Genomic DNA, 21,958 nt, shown 5'->3' on the forward strand with positions numbered 1-21,958 from the left:
CGGGCATGTAAATCAGCCCTGCTCTTGCCGCATGACGGCGGCTTGGCTAGACGATAGTCAGACTGCCACTTGTTCAGAGCGTTTCCAGACTATGCGTGCCAGATCCGTCGCCGTCATCCTCGTCGCAGCCGGCAAGGGTGTGCGCGCGGCCCAGGCAGCGCAGAGCCGCCCCAAACAATATCGTGACCTGGCGGGCCGGCCCGTCATCGCCCACACGCTGGACGCGATCCTGGCGATCGAGGCAATTGGCCAGGTTATCCCGGTCATACACCGTGATCATGCCGATCTCTGGAGCGGCCTGGGCATTGGCGGCCCACGGATATCAGAACCGGTACACGGCGGGGCAAGCCGGCAGGAATCCGTTCTTGAGGGACTGAAAGCACTGGCGCCACTGCGGCCGGACCGCGTTCTGATTCACGACGCCGCCCGCCCCTTCCCTCCGCCGGAGCTTTTCGCGGCTATTCTGGCCGGGCTGGATGCCCACGATGGCGCAATCCCCGCCCTGCCCGTCACGGACACCATAAAGCGGTCTCTGGATGGCGAAATGATCACATCCACCGAAGACCGGCGACAGCTCTTCGCTGCCCAAACCCCACAGGGCTTCCGCTTCGGCCAGATTTTCTCAGCCCATATGCGGGCGGCGACGGTCCGGCGGGAGTTCACCGATGATGCCGAGATCGCCGAATGGGCCGGCCTTGGCGTTGCCATCGTTCCGGGAAGCCGGGACAATATCAAGATCACCCACCCCGACGACTTTGCGCGGGCCGAGAACATTCTGGGGGCACGCAGCGCCATGGAAACGCGGATTGGTACCGGCTACGACGTGCACCCCTTCGACACGGGCGATGCCGTCTGGCTCTGCGGCGTGCGCATTCCCCATACAGCCCGCCTCAAGGGCCATTCGGATGCCGACGTGGCGCTCCACGCCCTCACCGACGCCATTCTCGGCGCCATCGGCGAAGGTGACATCGGTGTCCACTTTCCGCCCAGCGACCCCCAGTGGAAGGGGGCGGCCTCCACGATCTTCCTCAAGCATGCAGGCGAACTGGTGCGCCGGAGAAACGGCCGCATCGTCAATCTCGACGTGACAATCGTCGCGGAAGCTCCGAGGATTGCTACACACGCGCCAGCCATGTGCGCCGCGATTGCTGATACCCTCGGCATTGCGGCAAACCGGGTGGCGGTGAAAGCGACGACCAATGAAAAGCTCGGGTTCATCGGGCGGGAGGAAGGGATCGTGGCCATGGCCAGCGCAAGCATTGAACTACCGCGGGAGGACTGAATGGCAAGCAAGGTGAAATCCCAACCTGTCGGCAAGCAGATCATCGATATCCTGTCGGAGCGGAAACAGACCATCGTGACCGCCGAGAGTTGTACCGGTGGCCTGATCGCCGCGTCCTTGTCGGATGTTCCGGGGGCGTCCGCCGCCCTCTATGGCGGCTATGTGACCTATGCCAATGCGGCCAAGTCGAAGATGATCCGCGTGCAATCGCGCCTGATCCGCGACTATGGAGCCGTCAGCAACCAGGTGGCCCGCGCCATGGCCGATGGTGCCCGCAACACAGCCAATGTCGACATCGCGGTTTCAGCCACCGGCATTGCCGGCCCGGATGGCGGCAGTGACAAGAAACCGGTCGGACTGGTCTATGTTGCCGTGTCCTCGGACTTGGCAACCGTGGTCATCGAGCACCGCTTTGGCGACATCGGCCGCGACGCCATTCGCCAGGCCACGGTACAGGCGGCGCTCGACCTCGTCCTTCAGGTGCTTACGAGCGATCCACCGAACTGACCGCATAGTCCCGCCGGATGGCCTTTGTCTGCCGGGCCCATTCGGATGCACCGGTCCTCGCCTGGTGTGCCTCGAAGGCGGCCTGGTCGACGAAGACCTCCTCGACCCGCCAGATCAGGGGGTCATCGGTCGGGCTCACCTCGAAGGAAAGGCACCCGGTCTCGGCGCGCGTCAGCGCAATATGCTCGGGCAGATATCGCCTGACCAGTCCGGCCTCGGCTTCCGAAACACAGATCAACCGGCCAGAGAGGCGGACATTGCCGGCCATGGCTATTCTCCGTAGCGGCGATCCGCTTCCTCGCCAAAGGCGCGCATGATCTCTTCCTGCTTGGCGGCAAAGGCGGGTTCCGCCACGGCCGCGATCAGCGGGTTGGAAATCTTGAAATCGATCTCGAACCGCACCCGTGTACCCTCCCCTTCGCCGACGAAGCGCCAGACGCTGTCAAGATAGGCAAAGGGGCCGTCCACGGCCTTGGCGGTGATGGTCAGCGCCTGCCGGTCCAGCGTGACCCGGCTGGTATAGGCCTGCGTGACCGGTCCGAACGAAATGGTCATGCGCGCCAGACGGCTGTCGACACCGGCCTGCGCCTTTGGATCGGGCTTCACATCCATGCTTTTGCAATTGGGAATGAAGCGCGGATAGTCTTCGAGATCCGCGACGATATCGAACATGCGTTCGGGCAGGTGCGGAACGTGCCGGTCGAAAAAGCGCTTCATTCAGTGACCCAGCCTGGCCATCCGGTTGGCCCGGAGCCGTGCGAAATCCTCGCCCGCATGGTGCGACGAGCGGGTGAGTGGGCTGGACGAAACCAGCAGAAACCCCTTGGCGTTGGCCACCGTCGCAAAGGACTTGAACTCCTCCGGCGTCACGAACCGCTGCAGCGGATAATGCTTCTTGGTCGGCTGCAGATACTGGCCGATGGTCAGGAAATCCACATCGGCCGAGCGCAGGTCGTCCATCAGCTGCAGCACCTCGTTCCGCTCTTCGCCGAGCCCGACCATGATGCCGGATTTGGTGAAAATGGTCGGATCGATCTCCTTGACCCGCTGCAGCAGTCGGATCGAGTGGAAATAGCGCGCGCCCGGCCGGACCTTGAGATATTTGGACGGCACGGTTTCGAGATTATGGTTGAACACGTCCGGCTTGGCCGCCACGACAATTTCAAGAGCCCCATCCTTGCGCAGGAAGTCGGGCGTCAGGATTTCGATCGTCGTCCTGGGGTTGCGGGCGCGGATGGCCAGGATGACGTCGGCAAAGTGCTGGGCACCGCCATCGGCCAGGTCGTCGCGGTCGACCGAGGTGATCACCACATGCTCGAGGCCGAGCTTTTCGACCGCCTTGGCGACGTTTTCCGGTTCATGGGGATCGAGGGCGGTCGGCAGGCCGGTCCGCACGTTGCAGAAGGCGCAGGCGCGGGTGCAGATCTCGCCCATGATCATCATGGTGGCGTGCTTCTTGCTCCAGCATTCCCCAATGTTCGGGCAGCCGGCTTCCTCACAAACCGTGACGAGATTGTTCTCGCGCACGATCTGCTGGGTTTCCTTGTAGATCGGCGACCCTGGCGCCTTGACCCGAATCCAGTCCGGCTTGCGCAGCACGGTGCTTTCGGGCCGGTTGGCCTTTTCCGGATGGCGCGGACGCGCCGCATTGTCGATCAGCGTAACCATTGTGGTCCTGACTGGCTTGCGCCGCCTTTCGGCGGCCTTGCCGATTGAACTCGCCCGCTATATCGGCGCTCAGGGCGCCCGGATCAAGCGAGCCTTAGGTATTGGCCCCATGCGTGAGCGGCAGCGCTCGACACCCGGGTCTATTGCATGACCTCTTCGATCTCTACCCAGTCGCCATTGCGCGATGCGGAAAGTATGGTCGCCCGCACCAGGGCCAGCGACTTGAGATTGTCCTCGCCCGAGCTGAAGCGTGGCGGGATGACACCAGTGTCGACGGCCGCCGCGATGGTGGAAAGCGTGCCGGTGCGGTCCGGAAAGGCCACCGTAGCCAGTTGCACCGGCTGCAATTCGCCATCGAGGGGCCGCACCGCCAGCCGATCCGGCCCGGCCTTGTCGCGGAAATGGTCGCGTGAACTCCACACGATCTGGCCCTCGGCCGCATCCATGACCCACTCGCCCGCCCAGGGCGTTACCGGGCCCGTATTCATCCAGCTCGCCCGATAAGACAGCATGGTGCCACGCTCGAACTCGATGAGAGCCGCCCCGGACGGGTCGAAATGGAACGGACTGCCCATGGGATTCCAGGTGCGGCAGGTCAGGCGCTTGGGCTCGTCGCCCAGCACCATGCGCATCAGGTCGAAATGGTGGATCGACATATCGGCCAGAAGCGGGTCCGGCATATCCCAATAGCGATAGCCCTGGCTCGGCCCATGGCGCCGGAAGTCGAGCGACACCATATTGAGGGCGCCGAATTTTCCGGCCTCAATCAGGTCGGCCGCAGCGATGGGCGCCGGCTGATGACGATAGTTCTGGCTGACCATCAGCAGCTTGTTCTGCGCCTTGGCCAGCGCGACCAGTTCCTTGCCCTGGGCAATGGTGGTGGTGAAGGGTTTTTCCACGAGCACATTGAAGCCGAGTTCAAGGCAGCGCTTGACCACCGGATAGTGTGCCTCGGTCCGCAGGGTGCAGAGGGCCAGCGTCGCGTCGGTATGCTTTGCCGCGTCTTCAAGGCTGGTGAAGCAGAGCTTTGCGTCCACACCCAATTCGTCCTGGATGCGCGCAGTGGCCTCCGGATTGGTATCCACATAGCCCACCATTTCAACAGTGGGAACTTTGGGGATAACGTCCTTGGACCAGCTGAAACCCCAGTGTCCCAGACCGATCTGGATTGCCTTGACCATGTGGATAACTCCTCTGGTTTTTGGGTCCCGCCACCCAACACCGGGTCATTCCCGCGAAAGCGGGAACCTCCGTTAGTGCAAACAGGGGTTCCCGCTTTCGCGGGAATGACGCCGTGGGTGGGACATGACCCTATATATTCAATGCACGCCCATAGGCGTCGAGCACGCTTTCCTTCATCGTCTCCGACAGCGTCGGGTGTGGGAAGATGGTGTGGATGAGCTCTTCCTCGGTGGTTTCGAGGTTCATGGCCACCACAAAACCCTGGATCAGTTCGGTGACTTCGGAGCCCACCATGTGCGCGCCCAGCAGTTCGCCCGTCTTGGCGTCGAAAATGGTCTTCACCAGGCCATCCGGCTCGCCGAGAGCGATCGCCTTGCCGTTGCCGATGAACGGAAAGCGGCCGACCTTGATTTCACGCCCGGTTTCCTTGGCCTTGGCTTCGGTGAGGCCCACGGAGGCGACCTGCGGTTCGCAATAGGTGCAGCCCGGCACTTTCGACTTATCGAGCCCATGAACCTTGAGGCCGGCGATCTTTTCGACCGTGATGACGGCTTCGTGCTCGGCCTTGTGGGCCAGCATCGGGGGGCCGGCAACGTCGCCGATGGCCCAGATGCCATCGATATTGGTCTTGCCATAGCCATCGATGACAATAGCGCCGCGTTCGGTCTTCACACCGACGGTTTCGAGGCCGAGGCCTTCGATATTGCACTGCACGCCAACCGCCGAAATCAGCTTGTCGCCCGCGATCTGCTGGGTCTTGCCGTCCTTGGTCTCGACATGGGCGACGACGCCATCCTTGGTCTTCTCGACCTTGGCGACCTTGGCTTCGGTGAGGAACTTGATGCCGCGCTTTTCAAGCCGCTTGCGGGCGAGAGCGGAAATTTCGGCATCCTCCACCGGCAGGATCTGCGGCAGCAATTCGATGACGGTCACTTCGGCGCCGAGCGAGCGATAGAACGAGGCAAACTCGATGCCGATGGCGCCCGATCCCATGACCACGAGCGACTTCGGCATTTCGGCAGGCTTGAGCGCCTCGAAATAGGTCCAGATCTTGTCGCCGTCCGGCTCGATGCCCGGCAGAACGCGCGGGCGGGCGCCGGTGGCGATGATGATGTTCTTGGCTTTATAGGTGCCCTCGCCGAGTGCGTTCTTGGGAATGGGCCCCTGCGGCTCGACGATCTTCTTCTTGGTGGGGGCGACCTTGATCTCGCCCGGCTTGGTGATGACCGCCTCGCCCCAGATGATGTCGATCTTGTTCTTCTTCATCAGGAACTGCGCGCCATTGTTCATCTGCGCCGCAATGGCCCGCGACCGCTTGACGATGCCGTCGAGGTCGAAGCCGAATTTCTCGGCGGTGAGCCCGTAATCCTTGGCATGACCCATATGGCCGTAGATTTCAGCCGAGCGCAGCAGGGCCTTGGTCGGGATACAGCCCCAGTTGGAGCAGATGCCGGCCATGTGCTCGCGCTCGACAATGGCCACCTTCATGCCCAGTTGTGCACCACGGATGGCGGCGATGTACCCGCCGGGACCGGCGCCGATGACAAGAAGATCGTATTGGTCAGCCATGAGGGCCTCCAGAAATATTCGGGCTAAATGCCCAGAACCTGTTTGACGAGCGGCACCAGCCCTTCGCCTATGGCGCGGGTATTGGCCGGGTCGAGGTGAACGCCGTCGCGCGGATCGGCCTTGGCGACCGTGGCGGCGTCGAAAAAGGACACGCCGGTTTCCTCGGCGTGGCGGCGGTAGTGCCGGGCAAAGTCCTGCGACTCGCGCAGAAGGTGCGAAAGACCGCCGAAATTGCTCAGCATGGCCTCATTGGTGGTTTCGACCACCTGCGGCGGGGAAACCAGGATGATCTTCGGCGCCGCTTCGCCCGTCGCCGCGAAATGCCCACGGGTCATTTCGATCAGGCGCCGCGCGCCCCGGGCCGCATAGGCCGCCGTGCCGGCGACGAACGGCTTGAGGTCATTGGTGCCGAGCATGATGATGATCAGGTCAAGGGGCTTATGGCTGTCGAGTAGCGTCGGCAGGATGCGGGCGCCATTGCGATCAGCAGCGGCCGTCCAGTCATCATAGGCAGTTGCTCGGCCGCCCAGACCCTCGGCAATCACCCGCGCCTGCCCGCCAAGCCCTTTTTCGAGCGTGGTTGGCCAGCGGTCCTCAAAGGCGTGCCGCGGCCCACCACCGGGGTCCGCGCCATAAGTCAGGCTGTCGCCATAGGCGAGGATGGTTTTCATGCGCCGCCTTCTCCGTTGGAGAGGTGGCTGGCAGAAAGCAAACCACCCACCGGGTCATTCCCGCGAAAGCGGAAACCTCTGTTTTCGTTCTCCTGCATCGTCAAACGGCGGTTCCCGCTTTCGCGGGAATGACTCCGTGGAAAAACGAGCGAGGCCACGTCGAACATCCTCACGCCAGCATCATCACCGGGTTTTCGATCAGGCTCTTGAAGACGCCCAGCACTTCCGCACCCAGGGCGCCATCGACGGCGCGGTGGTCGCAGGAGAGCGTGGCGGTCATGAACTGGCCGATCTTGATCTGGCCGTTCTCCGGATAAACGCGTTCTTCGCCGGCGCCGACAGCCAGGATGGTGCCATGCGGCGGATTGATCACGGCGGCAAAGTGCTTGATGCCGAACATGCCCAGATTGGACACCGAGGACGAGCCACCCTGATATTCATGCGGAGCGAGCTTCTTGGACTTGGCACGGGTCGCCAGGTCCTTCACTTCGTCAGAGATTTCGCGCAGGGTCTTGGTATCACACGACTTTACCACCGGGGTGAACAGGCCGCCGGGCACGGACACGGCAACCGCGACGTCCGAGCGCTTGTGATAGAGGATGGAATCCCCGGCCCAGGTCGCATTGGCCGCCGGCACACGCTGCAGCGCGACCGCCCAGGCCTTCATCACGAAATCATTGACCGACAGCTTGAAGCCCGGCTTGCCGTCCTTGCCCTTGGGCGCGGTGGAATTGATCTGTTCGCGCGCCGCCATCAGGGCGTCGATCTTGCAGTCGAGCGTCAGGTAGAAATGCGGAACGGTCTGTTTGCTTTCGGTGAGACGTGCCGCCACGACCTTGCGCATGCCATCGTTCGGAACGGCCTCATAGGTGCCCTCCTCGAACATGGCCATGACCTGGTTCTTGCTGAGGCCCGCCGACAGGGTTGCACCAGCCGGTGCAGCGGCCGACGCAGCCGCCTTGAGCGGCGCCTTGCCGGATTTGGCAGCTTCCACGTCCGATTTCACCACGCGGCCCTTGGGCCCGGTGCCGGAAATGGCGGCCACGTCGATCCCGGCCTCCTTGGCGAGACGCTTGGCCAGCGGCGAAGCGAAAACGCGGCCACCCTCTGCCTTTGCAGGCGCAGCAGCCGCCTTGGCAGCGGGAGCGCTTGAACCAGAATTGGCATTGTTCGCTGCCGGAGCGGCCGCAGGCGCGGCCTCTTTCGACGCCTCGGCTTTCGGAGCCTCTGCCTTGGGCGCCTCGGCCTTCGGCGCATCGGCAGCCTTGCCGCCCCCTGCCCCGATGGCGCTGGCATCCTCGCCGTCCTGCAACAGCACGGCGATGACGGCATTGACCTTCACATTGTCTGTGCCTTCGGCAACGAGGATCTTGCCGATCTTGCCTTCGTCGACGGCCTCGACTTCCATCGTGGCCTTGTCGGTTTCGATTTCGGCTATCACGTCACCCGAGGAGACGCTGTCACCTTCCTTGACGTGCCACTTGGCGAGCTTGCCCTCTTCCATCGTCGGAGAGAGCGCCGGCATGGTGATATCGATTGGCATCCCTTGGTCTCCTTACGAGCGATAGGTCACGGCGTTGACGGCCGCGATCACTTCATCAACGTTGGGCAGCGCCAGCTTTTCGAGGTTGGCGGCGTAGGGCATGGGCACATCCTTGCCGGTGACGCGCATGACCGGCGCATCGAGATAATCGAAAGCCTGTTCCATGACGCGCGCCGACAGCTCCGAACCGATGCCGCCCTGCGGCCAGCCCTCTTCCACGGTGACCAGGCGACCGGTCTTCTTGACCGATTCGATGACCGTATCGCTGTCCATCGGCCGCAGGGTGCGCAGGTCGATGAGTTCGACATCGACACCGGCCGCGACCAGCTTTTCGGTGGCCTGGGTGGCGTAACGCATCCCCATCGAGAACGAGACGATGGTGACATCCGCGCCCTTGCGGGCAATGCGGGCCTTGCCGATGGGCAGCACGAAATCGTCGACCTTGGGCACAAGGCCGGTCGAGCCGTAGAGAATTTCGTTCTCGAGGAACACCACCGGGTTCGGCGAGCGAATGGCGGCCTTGAGCAGCCCCTTGGCGTCGGCAGCACTATAGGGCGCGATCACGGTGAGGCCGGGAACATGGCTGTACCAGGCCGAATAATCCTGGCTGTGCTGGGCGGCGACGCGGGCGGCCGCACCATTGGGACCACGGAACACCATGGGCGCGGTCACCTGTCCACCGGACATATAGAGCTGTTTGGCGGCGGAATTGATGATCTGGTCGATCGCCTGCATGGCGAAATTCCAGGTCATGAACTCGACGACCGGCTTGAGGCCGGCAAAGGCGGCGCCGACGGCGAGACCGGCAAAGCCATGTTCGGTGATGGGCGTGTCGATGACGCGCTCCTTGCCAAACTCCTGCAGCAAGCCCTGGGTGATCTTGTAGGCGCCCTGATATTCGGCGACCTCCTCACCCATGATGAAGACGTCCTTGTCGCGGCGCAGCTCCTCGGCCATGGCCTCGTTCAGCGCCTGGCGCACGGTCATCTCGACCATTTCGACATCGGCCGGCAGATCGGGATCGTTCTGGGCGACGAACTTGGGGGCTTCGGCGGCAGCAGGCACGCTGGCCGGGGCTTCTGCCGGAGCTTCGGCCTGGACCATGCTGGGCGCCGGCTCTTCGGCCGCAGCGGGCGCTGCCGGCGGCGCTTCACCGGCCTCTTCGCCATCGGCCAGCACCAGCGCGATCGGCGTATTCACCTTCACGCCCTCTGTGCCTTCCTCGACCAGGATTTCCTTGACCACGCCTTCATCGACCGACTCGACTTCCATCGTCGCCTTGTCGGTTTCGATCTCGGCCAGCACATCGCCGGATTTGACTGTATCACCGACCTTGACCAGCCACTTGGCGAGCTTTCCCTCTTCCATGGTCGGCGACAGGGCGGGCATGAGGATTTGGGGCATATCAGCTCTCCACGAAGGTCGCGCCGGGCGTCGGGGCCACAGGGCGGAAAATAGCGTTGTTGGTCACGGCGGCGATGTCATTCTGCCCGCCATCGAATGTGTACTGCCCGATATGGGCCGCGCCCTGGGGGCGCTGTTGCAGGGTCCAGCCGCTCAGAACCAGGCCGAACACGACGAAAATGACAGTGGCGATCACGGCCCGCTTGTAGATCGCGGCGTTTTCTTCGCCGCCGAGACCGGCGCGTTGCGCAATCTCGTCAAAGCGCCACCAGCCGAGTACCCAGCCACGCCACTCTCCTGCCGGCGCCAGTCGATTGATCGCAATGGCCTGCATCCCGGCCAGGGTGGCCGACAGGATCGCGAACAGGACGATGACACCGAGCAGGATGGACATGGCAGCGGGATCAGGCGTCGATGGTGATGTCGGTCCAGAGCTCGGAGGGATCCGGCTCGGCGCCATTGGTCGCGAAATCGGCGGCTTCCGTCACGATGGCGCGGATTTCCGTCTCGATCTTCTTGAGGTCTTCCTCGTCGACCTTGCCGCCTTCCAAAAGCCGCGCCCGCACCTGCTCGATGGCGTCGCGCTCCTGGCGGTACTTGGTGACCTCATCCTTGCTGCGATATTTGGCCGGGTCGGACATGGAGTGCCCGCGATAGCGATAGGTCAGCATTTCGAGGATGTAGGGGCCCTTGCCGGACCGGGCGTGCTCGATGGCGCGCTTGGCAGCGTCATAGACCATGCGCACATCCATGCCGTCGACCTGTTCGCCGGGAATGTTGAACGACAGGCCGCGCTGCGACATGTCGGTGGTCGCGGCCGCGCGCTCGATGGACGTGCCCATGGCGTATTTGTTGTTCTCGATGATGTAAACGACCGGCAGGTTCCAGAGCTTGGCCATGTTGAAGCTCTCATAGACCTGGCCCTGGTTGGCGGCACCATCACCGAAATAGGTGATCGATACCGAACCGTCTCCGGTATATTTGCTGGCAAAGGCCAGGCCCGTTCCGAGCGAAGCCTGCGCGCCCACGATGCCATTGCCGCCGTAGAAGCGGTGCTCGTTGGAGAACATATGCATGGAGCCGCCCTTGCCTTTCGACAGGCCACCCTGCCGTCCGGTCAATTCGGCCATGACACCCTTGGGATCGAGGCCCATGACCAGCATGTGGCCATGGTCGCGATAACCGGTGATCTGCGCGTCCTTGCCTTTTTCGGAGGCCATGGTGATCCCGGTCACCACTGCTTCCTGCCCGATATAGAGGTGGCAGAAACCGCCAATCAGGCCCATGCCATAGAGCTGGCCGGCCTTTTCCTCGAAACGCCGGATCAACAGCATTTCGCGGAAGGCCTCGAGGTCCTGTTCCTGCGTAAACTGGGGGACATTGGGCTGCGTCTTGGCCTTGGTGGCCGTCGCCTTGCGCGCCATGCTACTCTCCGCTTGGGTCGGGATTTGCCGCTTGGCCGATCAGGCCACGACGGGCACTATAGCGCAAGCGTTCGCGCAATAACATTGCCGGTCAGGAGAAAAGCGCGCGACTTAGAGCGTTGAATCTGCTTGAATAATCGAGATTAACTCATCATCGATTAATTCTTCAAATTTACCGGAAATTGGTTTACCGTTCTGCGGATTGACCATGACGAGAATGTCGTCTGCATGGGCCATGTTCAGCAGCGCCCGCGCCCGTTCGACCACGAGGTCAGGGTCGAGGTGCCGTGGATTCATCAGCGAAATCCGGTGCGTGAACGTGTCGATCTCAACCTGCAGCGCAGCGCTGCGATCTTCCAGCACCTTGATATCTGCGACGATGGTTTCGTGGCTTTCAATGCCGAACTGGCCCGATATCGCCGAATAGCCCAGATAGCCCTGAAAGGCGAGCAAGGTCACGGTCAGAGCCAGAGGACGCCAGAACGCAGGTCGCTTGAGTCGGGTGGGCATGGTCAATCCGGTTGTGGACGACCCACCCTACAGGACCAGGGATTAATGCCCCGTTTCCTATTCGGCGGCCAACGGTCCGACCTGCGCCCCTTCGGCAAACAAGGCGCTGACCGATTCTCCGGTATTGATGCGGCGCATGGCCTCGGCCAGTGCCGGCGCGACCGAGAGCACGGTCAACTTGTCATTGGGGTAGTTCTGGGCATTGGGAAGTGTGTTCGTACAGACAATTTCGACAACGCCCGCTTCATCCGCCAGGCGCTGGACGGCGTCTCCGGCCAGGATGCCGTGCGTGCAGGCGATGCGCACCGACCGCACACCCCCTGCCCGCAGATGCTTGAGCAATTCCAGTATCGAGCCGCCGCTGGCGATCTCGTCATCGAGGACAATCACGTCGCGGTCGCGGATTTCCCCGATGATCGCCGAAATATGGACCTGCGTGTCGGAAATGCGCTCCTTGGCGCCGGCCGCCACGGGCCTGCCAAGCTTGCGCGCAAAAGCGGCCGCGGTTTTCGCATAGCCGAGGTCCGGCGACACCACCACGGTATTGCTCAGGTCGCGGCTGTGGAAATGCTGCGCCAGCTCGTTCAGCGCATGAAGGTGATCGACCGGCACGCTGAAAAAGCCATGCACCTGCGGCGAATGCAGCGTCATGGTCAGCACCCTGTCGGCGCCGGCGGTCTTGAGGAGATCGGCAACCAGCCGCCCACCGATCGAAATGCGGGCCGCATCCTTCTTGTCGGAGCGGGCATAGGCATAGTGCGGAATGACCGCAGTGATGCGCGCCGCCGATGCACCCCGCGCCGCATCAAGCATCAGCAGCAATTCGGTCAGGTGATCCTGAACCGGAGCACTGAAGGTCTGGACGATGAAAACGTCCTGCTCGCGGCAATTGGCCTGCAATTGCACTTCGATACAGTCATTGGAAAACCGGCTCAGCCGCGTCGGATGCAGCGGAACGCCCAGGGCCGAGCATATTTCTTCCGCCAGACCGGGATGCGCACTCCCACTGAACACAGCGATCTGGTTCATCATGGTCCTCGGCTGGCTATGACTACGACCTGCGGGCACTTAGCACTGCTGGGCGTCAAAGTGCAACGTAGTCGATCTCCTGGAACCGCAGGACTTCGGGCACCCATCGGTCGCGCACAAAGGCCACATGATCAGGATGATCATTGTAGGACCGGTATGCCGCCTGATCGGCAAACTCCATGGAGAAACCGAAGTCGAAATCGGCCTTCGGGCTCACCTGCCGCAGCCGCTCGAACTTTTCGACGCCCGGAATGCGCTCGAGAATGAGCGCATCGCCGAGAAAAGCCTGCTCCTCGGGCGAGCCCGCAGCGTGCTTGAGCGTAAAGACCACCGTGTGCCGGATCATTCCCCGATCCCCACGGCCTCATTGGCCGCGATTGCGGCCATGTTGACGATGCCGCGGCTGGTGACCGATGGCGCTAGAATATGCGCTGGGGCATTGGTCCCCATCAGGATGGGTCCAACGGCCAGGGCGCTGGTCATTTCCTTGAGCAGGGTCATGGACAGGTTGGCGGCGTCGAGATCGGGGAAGACCAGCAGGTTGGCTTCGCCGCGCAGTACCGAGTCCGGCACGTAACGGTCGCGCAGACCGGCATTGAGCGCCAGGTCGCCCTGCATTTCGCCTTCGACGATGAGGTCGGGCGCCACGACTTTGAGCTTCTGATAGACCTCCCGCATCTTGAAGGCGCTGTCGCCGTCACGCGAACCAAAGTTCGAGTAGCTGAGCAGCGCGGCACGCGCCTCGATGTTGAAGCGCTTGAGGTGATCGCGCGCCTGCAGGGTGATGGCGACGATTTCGTCGACGCCGGGGTTCTGGTTCACATAGGTATCGGTGAGGAAGAATGCGCCTTTTGGCATGATCAGCATGGACAGGCCCGCAGCGTCGCTGACGCCCGGCTGCAGCCCGATGATCGAGCGGATGTCGCGGACATGCTTGATATAGCGCCCCTGCAACCCGCACAGCATGCCGTCCGCCTCGCCGCGTTTGACCGCCAGGGCCCCGATCACCGTTGTGTTGGTGCGCACGATGGTCCTGGCCGTGTCGGGCGTGACCCCGTTGCGGCCGACGAGGGAATGAAACAGGCCGACGTAATCGCGGTAGCGTGGATCGTCTTCAGGGTTGATCACCTCGAAATCGACGCCGGGCCGGATGGAAAGCCCGAACCGCTCGATACGGGCCTCGAGCACGGCCGGGCGCCCGATCAGGATCGGCCGGGCGATACGCTCTTCCAGCAGCACCTGCGCAGCGCGCAGCACGCGCTCGTCCTCGCCATCGGCGAAGGCCACGCGCTTGCCCTTGCCCTGGGCGCGGTCGATGATCGGCTTCATGACCAGGCCGGAGCGGAACACGAAGCGGTTCAGCCCATCCTGATAAGCGTCCCAATCCTCGATGGGCCGCTTGGCCACGCCCGATTCCATCGCGGCCCGCGCCACGGCCGGGGCGATGCGCAGGATGAGCCGCTGGTCGAAGGGATTGGGGATGATGTGCTCGGGTCCATAGACGGCCGGTGCCCCGGAAGGCGATACCTCGAGGCCCGGCTCATGCGCCAGCTTGGCAATGGCCCGCACGGCCGCAAGCTTCATCTCTTCGTTGATGGTCGTCGCGTGGACGTCGAGCGCGCCCCTGAAGATGAAGGGGAAGCAGAGAACGTTGTTGACCTGGTTCGGGTAATCCGAGCGCCCTGTGCACACCATGGCATCGGGCCGCGTCTCCTTGGCCAGTTCCGGCATGATTTCGGGGTTCGGGTTGGCGAGCGCCAGAATCAGCGGCTTTGGCGCCATCTTCGCCAGCATCTCGGGTTTTAGGGCGCCGGCGGCCGACAGGCCAAGGAATACGTCCGCGCCATCGATCACCTCCGCCAGGCTCGTGGCATCGCTGGTGCGGCGGAATTGCCCGCGCCACTTGTCGTTGACGTCGTTGCGCTTGTGCGTGACGAGACCGTCCTTGTCGGCCACCCAGATGTTCTCATGCCTGGCGCCGAGCGCCACCAGCACATTGAGGCAGGCAATGGCCGCTGCCCCTGCCCCGGAGGTGCAGATCTTCACCTCCTCGATTTTCTTGCCCGCCAGTTCGAGCCCGTTGAGCACCGCAGCACCAACGATGATCGCTGTGCCATGCTGGTCATCGTGGAAAACCGGGATAGGCATCCGCTCGCGCAGCGTTTCCTCGATCTCGAAACAATCCGGTGCGCGGATATCCTCGAGGTTGATGCCGCCAAAGGTCGGCCAGAGCGGCGCCACGGCGTCGATGAACTTTTGCGGCGCGATCTCATCGATTTCCAGATCGAACACGTCGATGCCGGCGAACTTCTTGAACAGGACCGCCTTGCCTTCCATGACGGGCTTGGAGGCCAGCGCACCGATATTGCCCAGGCCCAGCACCGCCGTGCCGTTGGAAATCACCGCGACCAGGTTTTGCCGCGAGGTATAGCGCGCCACGGATTCGGGCGTCTGGGCGATTTCCTCGCAGGGTGCCGCCACGCCGGGCGAATAGGCCAGAGCCAGGTCGCGCTGGTTTCCGAGCGCCTTCAGCGGCTGGATTTCAAGCTTGCCGGGCTTGGGAAACTCATGGAAATGCAGCGCTGCTTCCCGCAGCGCTTTGCGCTGTTCATTGTGGTCTGTGGACAAAAAATCCTCCCGCCTGGCTATTGCAGGCGTAGGTGCCACCAATCGCCGTCAATGAAAAGGGGCAACCGCCACGCGGACGCACCCTGCAATCGATGCCATGGATTTAGGCTGCGCTGGCCACCTTGGCCGAACTGCCGCCATCGGCCTGCGGATCGACGCCTTTAAGCGCCATTGCCAGTTCGCGGAAGGCGCCGACACGTAGGGCGGGGGCAAAAATATAACCCTGCGCCTGCACGACGCCGCGAGCCCGCAGGTAGTGCGCCTGGGCTTCGGTTTCGACGCCTTCGGCCACGATTTCGCAATCGAGGTCCTTGGCCATGGAAATGAGCCCGTCCAGAACTGGCACCTGGCTGGTCTCCGGCTTGATCATGTCGACGAAGATCCGGTCGATCTTGATGACATCGACCCCAAGGGTCGCCAGATAAGCCAGATTGGAGTGTCCCGTTCCCGCGTCGTCCATTGCCAGCCGTGCTCCAAGCGCGTGCAGGCCCGAAATCACGCTTGTGGTGACGACATTGTTGGCCAGCGGACGCCGCTCGGTAATCTCGAACACCAATTGGCGGTAACTGATATTGGAGCCGCCAAAGATGGCCTGCACGTCCTCGACCACGCCCCCATCGCGGAAATGGCCCTCGAAGAGATTGATCGAGACCTTGAGATCGGGCATCGCCAGGCACAGGTCGCCCAGATCGTGCCGCACCTGCTGCATCAGCGAGAGCGTCATCGGAATGGCGAGGCCCGTGGCTTCGGCATATTCGATGAAGGCCCCCGGAGGCACGACCTCACCATTGGGTTTTTCCCACCGGCACAAGACTTCACAGCCCATGAGCGCGCCGGTGCGCAGGTTGATGACTGGCTGGTAATAGGGCTTGATCTCGCTGCGGCCGATGGCGCGTTCCAGGTTGAAGGCCGGCACGCGCGTCTTGCGTACGAATTGCAGGATAACCAGCAACATCAGCGCACTGCCCAGGCACGCCAAGATTGTGAACGTGACGTCCAGGTCGGCATAGCCGCCCCGCAGCAAGGCGAAGGGCGCTGCATATTCCACCTTGATCGGGAATTGCCCCGCATAACCCTGCGCAGCCACCAGTTCTGCGGCGTCGCTGCGCTGATCCAGCCGCGACGTGTCCCCGATCGCCACGATCGGCACGCCACTGGTCAGTGACACGCGCAGCACGGCCGCTTCGGGCAAAACCGAAGCCATTGCGTCCTGGGATTGCCCCAGCACCGGCACAAACACCGATACCCTACGGGTTTGACCGAATGTCTGGGTGACCTTGAGGGCGGGGCCTTCCATCTCGCCAAGGCGAACGACCGAGATGGTTTCTGTCAGGCTCGGCACCGGGAGTGGATCGGACAGCGGCGAATAATCCACGTCGCGTCCATAGGCATCGCAATATTGAACCCCATCCAGGTTCTCCACCAGCACCTGCTTCAGATTGACCGAGCGCTCGATGGCGCCCTGCGCATTGGCCACGAAGGTGGGCGTGCACAGCGATGGACTAGCCGAAATGACGCCCCGAAGCGCCGTTACCGCATCACCCGTTCTTGCATTGATGTATGATGAAAGCTCGTCAACATATTGCTGGGAAACATTTTCTTCGCGATAGCGAACATAGGCGTCCAGCACAAAATCCACGGCGACAATCGGCGCGAATGCCAGGATCGCGCCGAGCAGCATCAGGATGTGGGACAGTCTGGATCTCACGCGCGAATCCAACCCCAGAAAGCGACCTCTAGGGCATAGCAATCAAGGCTTTACGCATCATTAACGCTGATTAACGAGCACTGAAGTGGGCCCTGCCCCGCGGCATGAAGAAGGGGCCGGCAATCAACTTGCCGGCCCCTTGCGCAGATACGTTTTTGGGCAATCAGCTCTGGATGTTGAGCCGCAGGCTGAGTTCGCGCAATTGCTTGGCATTGGCCTGGCTCGGCGCGCCCATGAGCAGGTCTTCGGCCTGCTGGTTCATCGGGAAAGCAGTGATCTCGCGCAGGTTCTGCACGCCGCACAGCAGCATCACGATGCGATCGATACCGAACGCCGCACCACCATGGGGCGGAGCCCCATACTGGAACGCGCGGTAAAGCCCACCGAACTGCTCTTCGACTTCCTGGCGCGACTTGCCGGTCAATTCGAACGCCTTGACCATGGTCTCAGGTTCCTGGTTACGGATCGACCCGGACGCGATTTCGTAGCCATTGCACACCGCATCGTACTGGTAGGCCTTGAGCGACAGCGGGTCGCGGTTTTCCAGGGCATCCAGGCCACCCTGTGGCATGGAGAACGGGTTATGCGCGAAGTCAACGCGCTTTTCTTCCTCGTCCCACTCGTAGAACGGGAAGTCCACGATCCAGCACAGGGCAAACCGCTCGGTGTCCACCAGGTTGAGATCGAAACCAGCCTTGTTCCGGGCCTCGCCGGCAAATTTGTAGAACTTTTCCGGGCGGCCGCAGACGAAGAACACCGCATCGCCATCGGCCAGGCCAAGCTGGGTCCGGACCGCCTCTGTCCGCTCCTCGCCGATATTCTTGGCGATCGGGCCAGACCCGGCGCCGTCCTTGAAGAAAATATAGCCGAGACCCGGCTGGCCCTCACCCTGGGCCCAGGCGTTCATGCGGTCGCAGAATGCGCGGCTGCCGCCGGTCGGGGCGGGAATGGCCCAGACTTCGACCTTGTCGTCGGCTTCGATCTGCCCGGCAAAAACCTTGAAGCCGGACCCGCGGAAATGTTCGGTCACTTCCTGCATCTCGATCGGATTGCGCAGGTCGGGCTTGTCCGAGCCGTATTTGCGCACCGCGGTCTCATAAGGAATGCGCGGCCATCCCTGGGTCACCGGCTTGCCGTCGGCGAATTTCTCGAACACGTCGGTGATCACAGGCTCGACCGTGTTCCACACGTCTTCCTGGGTCACGAAGCTCATTTCCAGGTCGAGCTGGTAGAACTCACCCGGCAGGCGGTCAGCGCGCGGGTCTTCGTCACGGAAGCACGGCGCCACCTGGAAATAGCGGTCGAACCCGGCCACCATCAGCAATTGCTTGTACTGCTGGGGCGCCTGGGGCAGCGCAAAGAACTTGCCGGCATGGATGCGGCTGGGCACGAGGAAATCGCGCGCGCCTTCCGGCGACGAGGCCGTCAGGATCGGCGTCGAAAACTCGGTAAAACCGGCCTCGCCCATACCATTGCGCATAGCCGAGATGATCTTGGTGCGCTTGAGGATGTTGGTATGCAGCTTCTCCCGGCGCAGATCGAGGAAGCGGTATTTGAGCCGGACATCCTCGGGATAGTCCTGGTCGCCAAAGACCGGCAGCGGCAGTTCCTTGGCGGCCGAAAGCACTTCGATCTCGCGAATGAAGACCTCGATGGCGCCGGTTGGAATGTTGGCATTGACCGCCGCCGCATCGCGCAGCTTCACCTCGCCATCGATGCGCAGCACCCATTCCGAACGCACCTTTTCGGCCATCGAGAACGCCGCGGAATCGGGATCGATCACGCATTGGGTGATGCCGTAGTTGTCGCGCAGGTCGATAAACAGGAGCCCACCATGGTCACGAACGCGATGCACCCATCCGCTCAGGCGGACGGAATTGCCGGCATCGCTCGCCGTCAGGGCGCCACAGGTATGCGTGCGGTAGCGATGTATCGTCATGGTCAGGCTCGGATTTGCTAAGGAAAGGCAGGATTCTCGGGCGGGAAAAGCGCATGGCGCATCCCCAATGTCAAGGAAAGGGGCATACCGGCTTCTTCGCGGAAACCCAAGGAAAATCGAAGGTGGAGCAACGCGCGCGCACCTGCTAGGAAGAATATTGACTTTTTTTGGACAGAAGACGGCATGGACCCGATTGTTTCCACAGATGCGCTTGCGGCATTTTGCGAGCGCGCTGCAAAATTTGAATATGTTACCGTCGATACCGAGTTTTTGCGCGAGACGACCTATTGGCCGCGCCTTTGCCTGATCCAGGTGGCGACCGATGAAGAAGCGGTGCTGATCGACCCATTGGCGCCCGATATCCGCCTCGCGCCCTTCTTTGCCCTTCTAGCCAATCCCGACGTCACCAAGGTTTTCCATGCCGCGCGGCAGGATATCGAGATCTTCGTCAAGCTGACGGGAGCGGTGCCTGCCAATATCTACGACACCCAGGTCGCAGCCAGCGTCTGCGGCTTTGGCGATAGCGCTTCCTATGACAGCCTGGTGCGGGCGATCTGCAATGTCGAGATCGACAAGTCGTCCCGCTTCACCGATTGGTCGGCACGTCCGCTGACCGAAAAGCAGAGCACCTATGCCCTGGCCGACGTCACCTGGCTCCGTGACATCTACCGCGAGCTGCGCCAGCAGGTCGAATCGACCAAGCGCGGCGATTGGGTCGAGGACGAGCTCACGGTTCTGCGCAGCATCGACACCTATGTCGTGCAGCCCGAGCAGGCCTGGCAACGGCTGAAGATGAAATTCAACCGTCCCCGCGATCTGGCCGCGCTGAAGGTGCTGGCACGCTGGCGCGAGCAGAAGGCGCAGGATACCGATCAACCGCGCAGCCGCGTCCTCAAGGACGATGTGTTGCAGGAGCTGGCCACCCAGCGTCCCCTCACCCCGGATGCCTTCGAGAAATTGCGGGCCGTGCCGCGCGGCTACGGCCGCAGCAGCGCCGCCGGCGAGATCATTGCGCTGCTCAAGGAGGTCGATGCCCTGCCCAAGTCGGCACTGCCGGCCATGCCGGAGCGCTATCGCGGGCCATCGCCCAAGGGCGCGGTCGGCGATCTCCTGCGCGTTCTGCTCAAGGCCGTGGCCGAACAGCATGGCGTGGCCGCGAGAATCATCGCCACGTCAGACGAAATCGACGCCCTGGTGCTCGACGACGAGGCCGATGTTCCCGCGCTCAAGGGCTGGCGGCGCAAGCTGTTCGGCGAAAAGGCGCTGTCCCTCAAGCATGGCAAGATCGGCCTGGTCGCCACCCGCAAGGGCATTCTCGAAATTGCGGTGAACCCGGCCCAGGCGGCCGAGTAGCAGGATCAGGCGATTTCGATCGCCGTGGCCTTGTAGCCCGCAAGATCGCCGAACTGCCTCAATCGATTACGCAGGTGGTCGCCATTGAGAAATGCCAGGTCAACCGGCACTCTCAGCACCAGCGTGTCCTCGCGCACCGAAAAAGCAATGCGCGGCAGAATGCCCGGCATGGCCGCCGTCATCGGATAGGCAACCCTGAACAATGCCCCGATCGTCTTGGCCCGGGTGATCATCTCCGGGTCCCCCAGCACTGCAAGGGGCGAGGCCCCCTTGGCCTTGAGCCCGTCATAGCGGACTGCCATGACCTGAGCCAGGAAGGCCCTGGCAGGATGGTCGACCCCTGTCAGCGAGCCATAGGCGATGGAGTCGATGCTCTGCGAACCCCGGTAATCGGGGTGCGACCGCCAGGCAATGTCGGCGAGCAGGCACGCAACCCGGCGGAGCCGGGTCTGCTCGGCAGTCTCCCTGCTTCCGGCGACGCTGAGATAGTTGCCAGTGAACTCGATCAGATCATCCGCATGAGCCGGTGACCGTGACCGCAGAATCGACAGCTCTTCGGCACCCTGGATGAGCGGATCGGTCGCGCGCTCGCGCTCGTCCAGCATCCCGAACAAATAGCCTTCGCGGACCCCCAGCGCCGAAAACACCACGCTTTCGAACGTGCCCGCCTTGAGCACCTCGGCCAGCACTGCCGCACCGAAGGGGACCAGCTCCCGCCGGGAATTGCTGACATCGGACGAGCCCGGATAGGACTTGAGCGAGTCGGCTTTGACGATATGCTCGCAGAACGCGATCATGTCGGTGGCCGGCACCACATAGTCCTGCACCATATAGAGCGGGTACTTGGTTTCGGCCTGATGCAGCTTGGCCAGTGAACGCCAGGTGCCACCAATGGCGGCAAACCGGCCGCCTTTCTCACACCCGGATAGAATGGACTTCGCCAGCCGCCCGCGAACAATCTCGGCGGCCTGCACGGGCGATCCCTGAGCATCGTCCTGGAGGCGAATAACGCCCAGTTCGAACGATTGCCCGTCCGTATCGGCACCATTGGAAATATGCGACAGCTCGAGGCTCCCGCCCCCAAGGTCGCCGACAATTCCCCGGAAACCGGGAATGCCCGCCACGACGCCCAGGGCAGCGTAATGGGCCTCTTCCTCGCCATCGAGAACGCGGACAGGCGTCTTGAGAATGGCTTCGACTGCCGCGACAAACTCCTGCCGGTTCGCCGCATCGCGAACGGCGGACGTCGCCAGCACATAGATCTTGCCGACCCGCATCATGCGCGACACCAGCTCGAACCGCTTCATGGCCTCGAGAGCCTTGGCCATGTTGTCGTCGGCCAGCCGTCCCGTCTTGGCAATGCCGCGGCCCAGCGCACATGAGGCCTTTTCATTGTACAGCGGCGTCAGCGCGCGGGCATGCCGCTCATAGACCACCAAGCGCACCGAATTCGACCCGATATCCAGCACCGCCACCGGCCGGGCACCCTTGAGGCGCCCCTGCGCGGTGGGGTCTGCGTCAACGCCCCAGAATTGCGTCAA

The 21,958-nt window shown here is 62.6% G+C and carries 20 protein-coding genes; 3 read left to right on the forward strand and 17 right to left on the reverse strand.

The window, feature by feature from the left end; all coding sequences use genetic code 11:
* The first annotated feature begins 91 nt into the window (after nucleotides 1–91).
* Nucleotides 92–1,282, forward strand: coding sequence for a bifunctional 2-C-methyl-D-erythritol 4-phosphate cytidylyltransferase/2-C-methyl-D-erythritol 2,4-cyclodiphosphate synthase (locus tag KIT02_RS03770; RefSeq protein ID WP_297582406.1), 1,191 nt, complete (start codon nucleotides 92–94; stop codon nucleotides 1,280–1,282).
* Nucleotides 1,283–1,789 carry a CinA family protein gene (locus tag KIT02_RS03775; RefSeq protein WP_297582409.1) on the forward strand — a complete coding sequence of 169 codons (507 nt, stop codon included), beginning with the start codon at nucleotides 1,283–1,285 and terminating at the stop codon, nucleotides 1,787–1,789. It begins immediately after the preceding gene.
* Here the strand turns inward: KIT02_RS03775 and KIT02_RS03780 are convergent.
* The 16 genes from KIT02_RS03780 to aspS all read right to left on the reverse strand — a co-directional run bounded on the left by KIT02_RS03780 (nucleotide 1,767) and on the right by aspS (nucleotide 19,058).
* Complete coding sequence (locus tag KIT02_RS03780) at nucleotides 1,767–2,057, reverse strand: putative quinol monooxygenase (RefSeq protein WP_297582413.1); 291 nt, start codon at nucleotides 2,055–2,057, stop codon at nucleotides 1,767–1,769. The genes KIT02_RS03775 and KIT02_RS03780 overlap by 23 nt on opposite strands.
* Before the next feature lie 2 nt (nucleotides 2,058–2,059).
* Nucleotides 2,060–2,506: a type II toxin-antitoxin system RatA family toxin gene (locus KIT02_RS03785; RefSeq protein ID WP_297582415.1), complete on the reverse strand. Its 447-nt coding sequence runs from the start codon at nucleotides 2,504–2,506 to the stop codon at nucleotides 2,060–2,062.
* Nucleotides 2,507–3,457 (reverse strand): lipoyl synthase, encoded by a 951-nt coding sequence (gene lipA / locus KIT02_RS03790; protein ID WP_297582417.1) that lies wholly within the window; start codon nucleotides 3,455–3,457, stop codon nucleotides 2,507–2,509.
* A gap of 140 nt (nucleotides 3,458–3,597) precedes the next feature.
* On the reverse strand, nucleotides 3,598–4,638 hold the full coding sequence (locus tag KIT02_RS03795) for a Gfo/Idh/MocA family oxidoreductase (protein WP_297582420.1): 1,041 nt from the start codon (nucleotides 4,636–4,638) through the stop codon (nucleotides 3,598–3,600).
* Between the two features lie 130 nt (nucleotides 4,639–4,768).
* Nucleotides 4,769–6,208, reverse strand: coding sequence for a dihydrolipoyl dehydrogenase (gene lpdA / locus KIT02_RS03800; protein WP_297582424.1), 1,440 nt, complete (start codon nucleotides 6,206–6,208; stop codon nucleotides 4,769–4,771).
* A gap of 23 nt (nucleotides 6,209–6,231) precedes the next feature.
* Nucleotides 6,232–6,879, reverse strand: coding sequence for an SGNH/GDSL hydrolase family protein (locus KIT02_RS03805; protein WP_297582426.1), 648 nt, complete (start codon nucleotides 6,877–6,879; stop codon nucleotides 6,232–6,234).
* 169 nt (nucleotides 6,880–7,048) lie between these two features.
* Complete coding sequence (locus KIT02_RS03810) at nucleotides 7,049–8,422, reverse strand: pyruvate dehydrogenase complex dihydrolipoamide acetyltransferase (RefSeq protein WP_297582428.1); 1,374 nt, start codon at nucleotides 8,420–8,422, stop codon at nucleotides 7,049–7,051.
* Nucleotides 8,423–8,434: 12 nt separating this feature from the next.
* Entirely contained in the window at nucleotides 8,435–9,826 is a 1,392-nt protein-coding gene (locus KIT02_RS03815) for a pyruvate dehydrogenase complex E1 component subunit beta (RefSeq protein ID WP_297582430.1), read from the reverse strand.
* Nucleotide 9,827: 1 nt separating this feature from the next.
* On the reverse strand, nucleotides 9,828–10,220 hold the full coding sequence (locus tag KIT02_RS03820; protein WP_297582432.1) for a hypothetical protein: 393 nt from the start codon (nucleotides 10,218–10,220) through the stop codon (nucleotides 9,828–9,830).
* A 10-nt stretch (nucleotides 10,221–10,230) separates the two neighbouring features.
* Nucleotides 10,231–11,250 carry a pyruvate dehydrogenase (acetyl-transferring) E1 component subunit alpha gene (pdhA, locus tag KIT02_RS03825; protein ID WP_297582434.1) on the reverse strand — a complete coding sequence of 340 codons (1,020 nt, stop codon included), beginning with the start codon at nucleotides 11,248–11,250 and terminating at the stop codon, nucleotides 10,231–10,233.
* 111 nt (nucleotides 11,251–11,361) lie between these two features.
* Nucleotides 11,362–11,760: a septum formation initiator family protein gene (locus tag KIT02_RS03830; RefSeq protein WP_297582436.1), complete on the reverse strand. Its 399-nt coding sequence runs from the start codon at nucleotides 11,758–11,760 to the stop codon at nucleotides 11,362–11,364.
* 57 nt (nucleotides 11,761–11,817) lie between these two features.
* Complete coding sequence (locus KIT02_RS03835) at nucleotides 11,818–12,789, reverse strand: ribose-phosphate pyrophosphokinase (protein ID WP_297582439.1); 972 nt, start codon at nucleotides 12,787–12,789, stop codon at nucleotides 11,818–11,820.
* Between the two features lie 55 nt (nucleotides 12,790–12,844).
* Nucleotides 12,845–13,135, reverse strand: coding sequence for a Dabb family protein (locus KIT02_RS03840; RefSeq protein WP_297582441.1), 291 nt, complete (start codon nucleotides 13,133–13,135; stop codon nucleotides 12,845–12,847).
* Nucleotides 13,132–15,417 carry an NADP-dependent malic enzyme gene (locus tag KIT02_RS03845; RefSeq protein WP_297582443.1) on the reverse strand — a complete coding sequence of 762 codons (2,286 nt, stop codon included), beginning with the start codon at nucleotides 15,415–15,417 and terminating at the stop codon, nucleotides 13,132–13,134. The genes KIT02_RS03840 and KIT02_RS03845 overlap by 4 nt, the downstream gene beginning before the upstream one ends.
* Nucleotides 15,418–15,520: 103 nt before the next feature.
* A complete protein-coding gene (locus tag KIT02_RS03850) occupies nucleotides 15,521–17,125 on the reverse strand; it encodes an EAL domain-containing protein (RefSeq protein ID WP_297582445.1) in 1,605 nt (534 codons plus the stop codon).
* 163 nt (nucleotides 17,126–17,288) lie between these two features.
* Nucleotides 17,289–19,058: an aspartate--tRNA ligase gene (gene aspS / locus KIT02_RS03855; RefSeq protein ID WP_297585101.1), complete on the reverse strand. Its 1,770-nt coding sequence runs from the start codon at nucleotides 19,056–19,058 to the stop codon at nucleotides 17,289–17,291.
* A 189-nt stretch (nucleotides 19,059–19,247) separates the two neighbouring features.
* On the opposite strand from aspS, the gene rnd reads away from it, so the two are divergent.
* Nucleotides 19,248–20,417, forward strand: coding sequence for a ribonuclease D (rnd, locus tag KIT02_RS03860; RefSeq protein ID WP_297582447.1), 1,170 nt, complete (start codon nucleotides 19,248–19,250; stop codon nucleotides 20,415–20,417).
* Between the two features lie 5 nt (nucleotides 20,418–20,422).
* Here the strand turns inward: rnd and KIT02_RS03865 are convergent, their stop codons facing one another.
* Complete coding sequence (locus KIT02_RS03865) at nucleotides 20,423–21,958, reverse strand: Ppx/GppA phosphatase family protein (RefSeq protein WP_297582449.1); 1,536 nt, start codon at nucleotides 21,956–21,958, stop codon at nucleotides 20,423–20,425.

The organism is Devosia sp. (genome assembly GCF_025809055.1).
Taxonomy (GTDB): Bacteria; Pseudomonadota; Alphaproteobacteria; order Rhizobiales; family Devosiaceae; genus Devosia.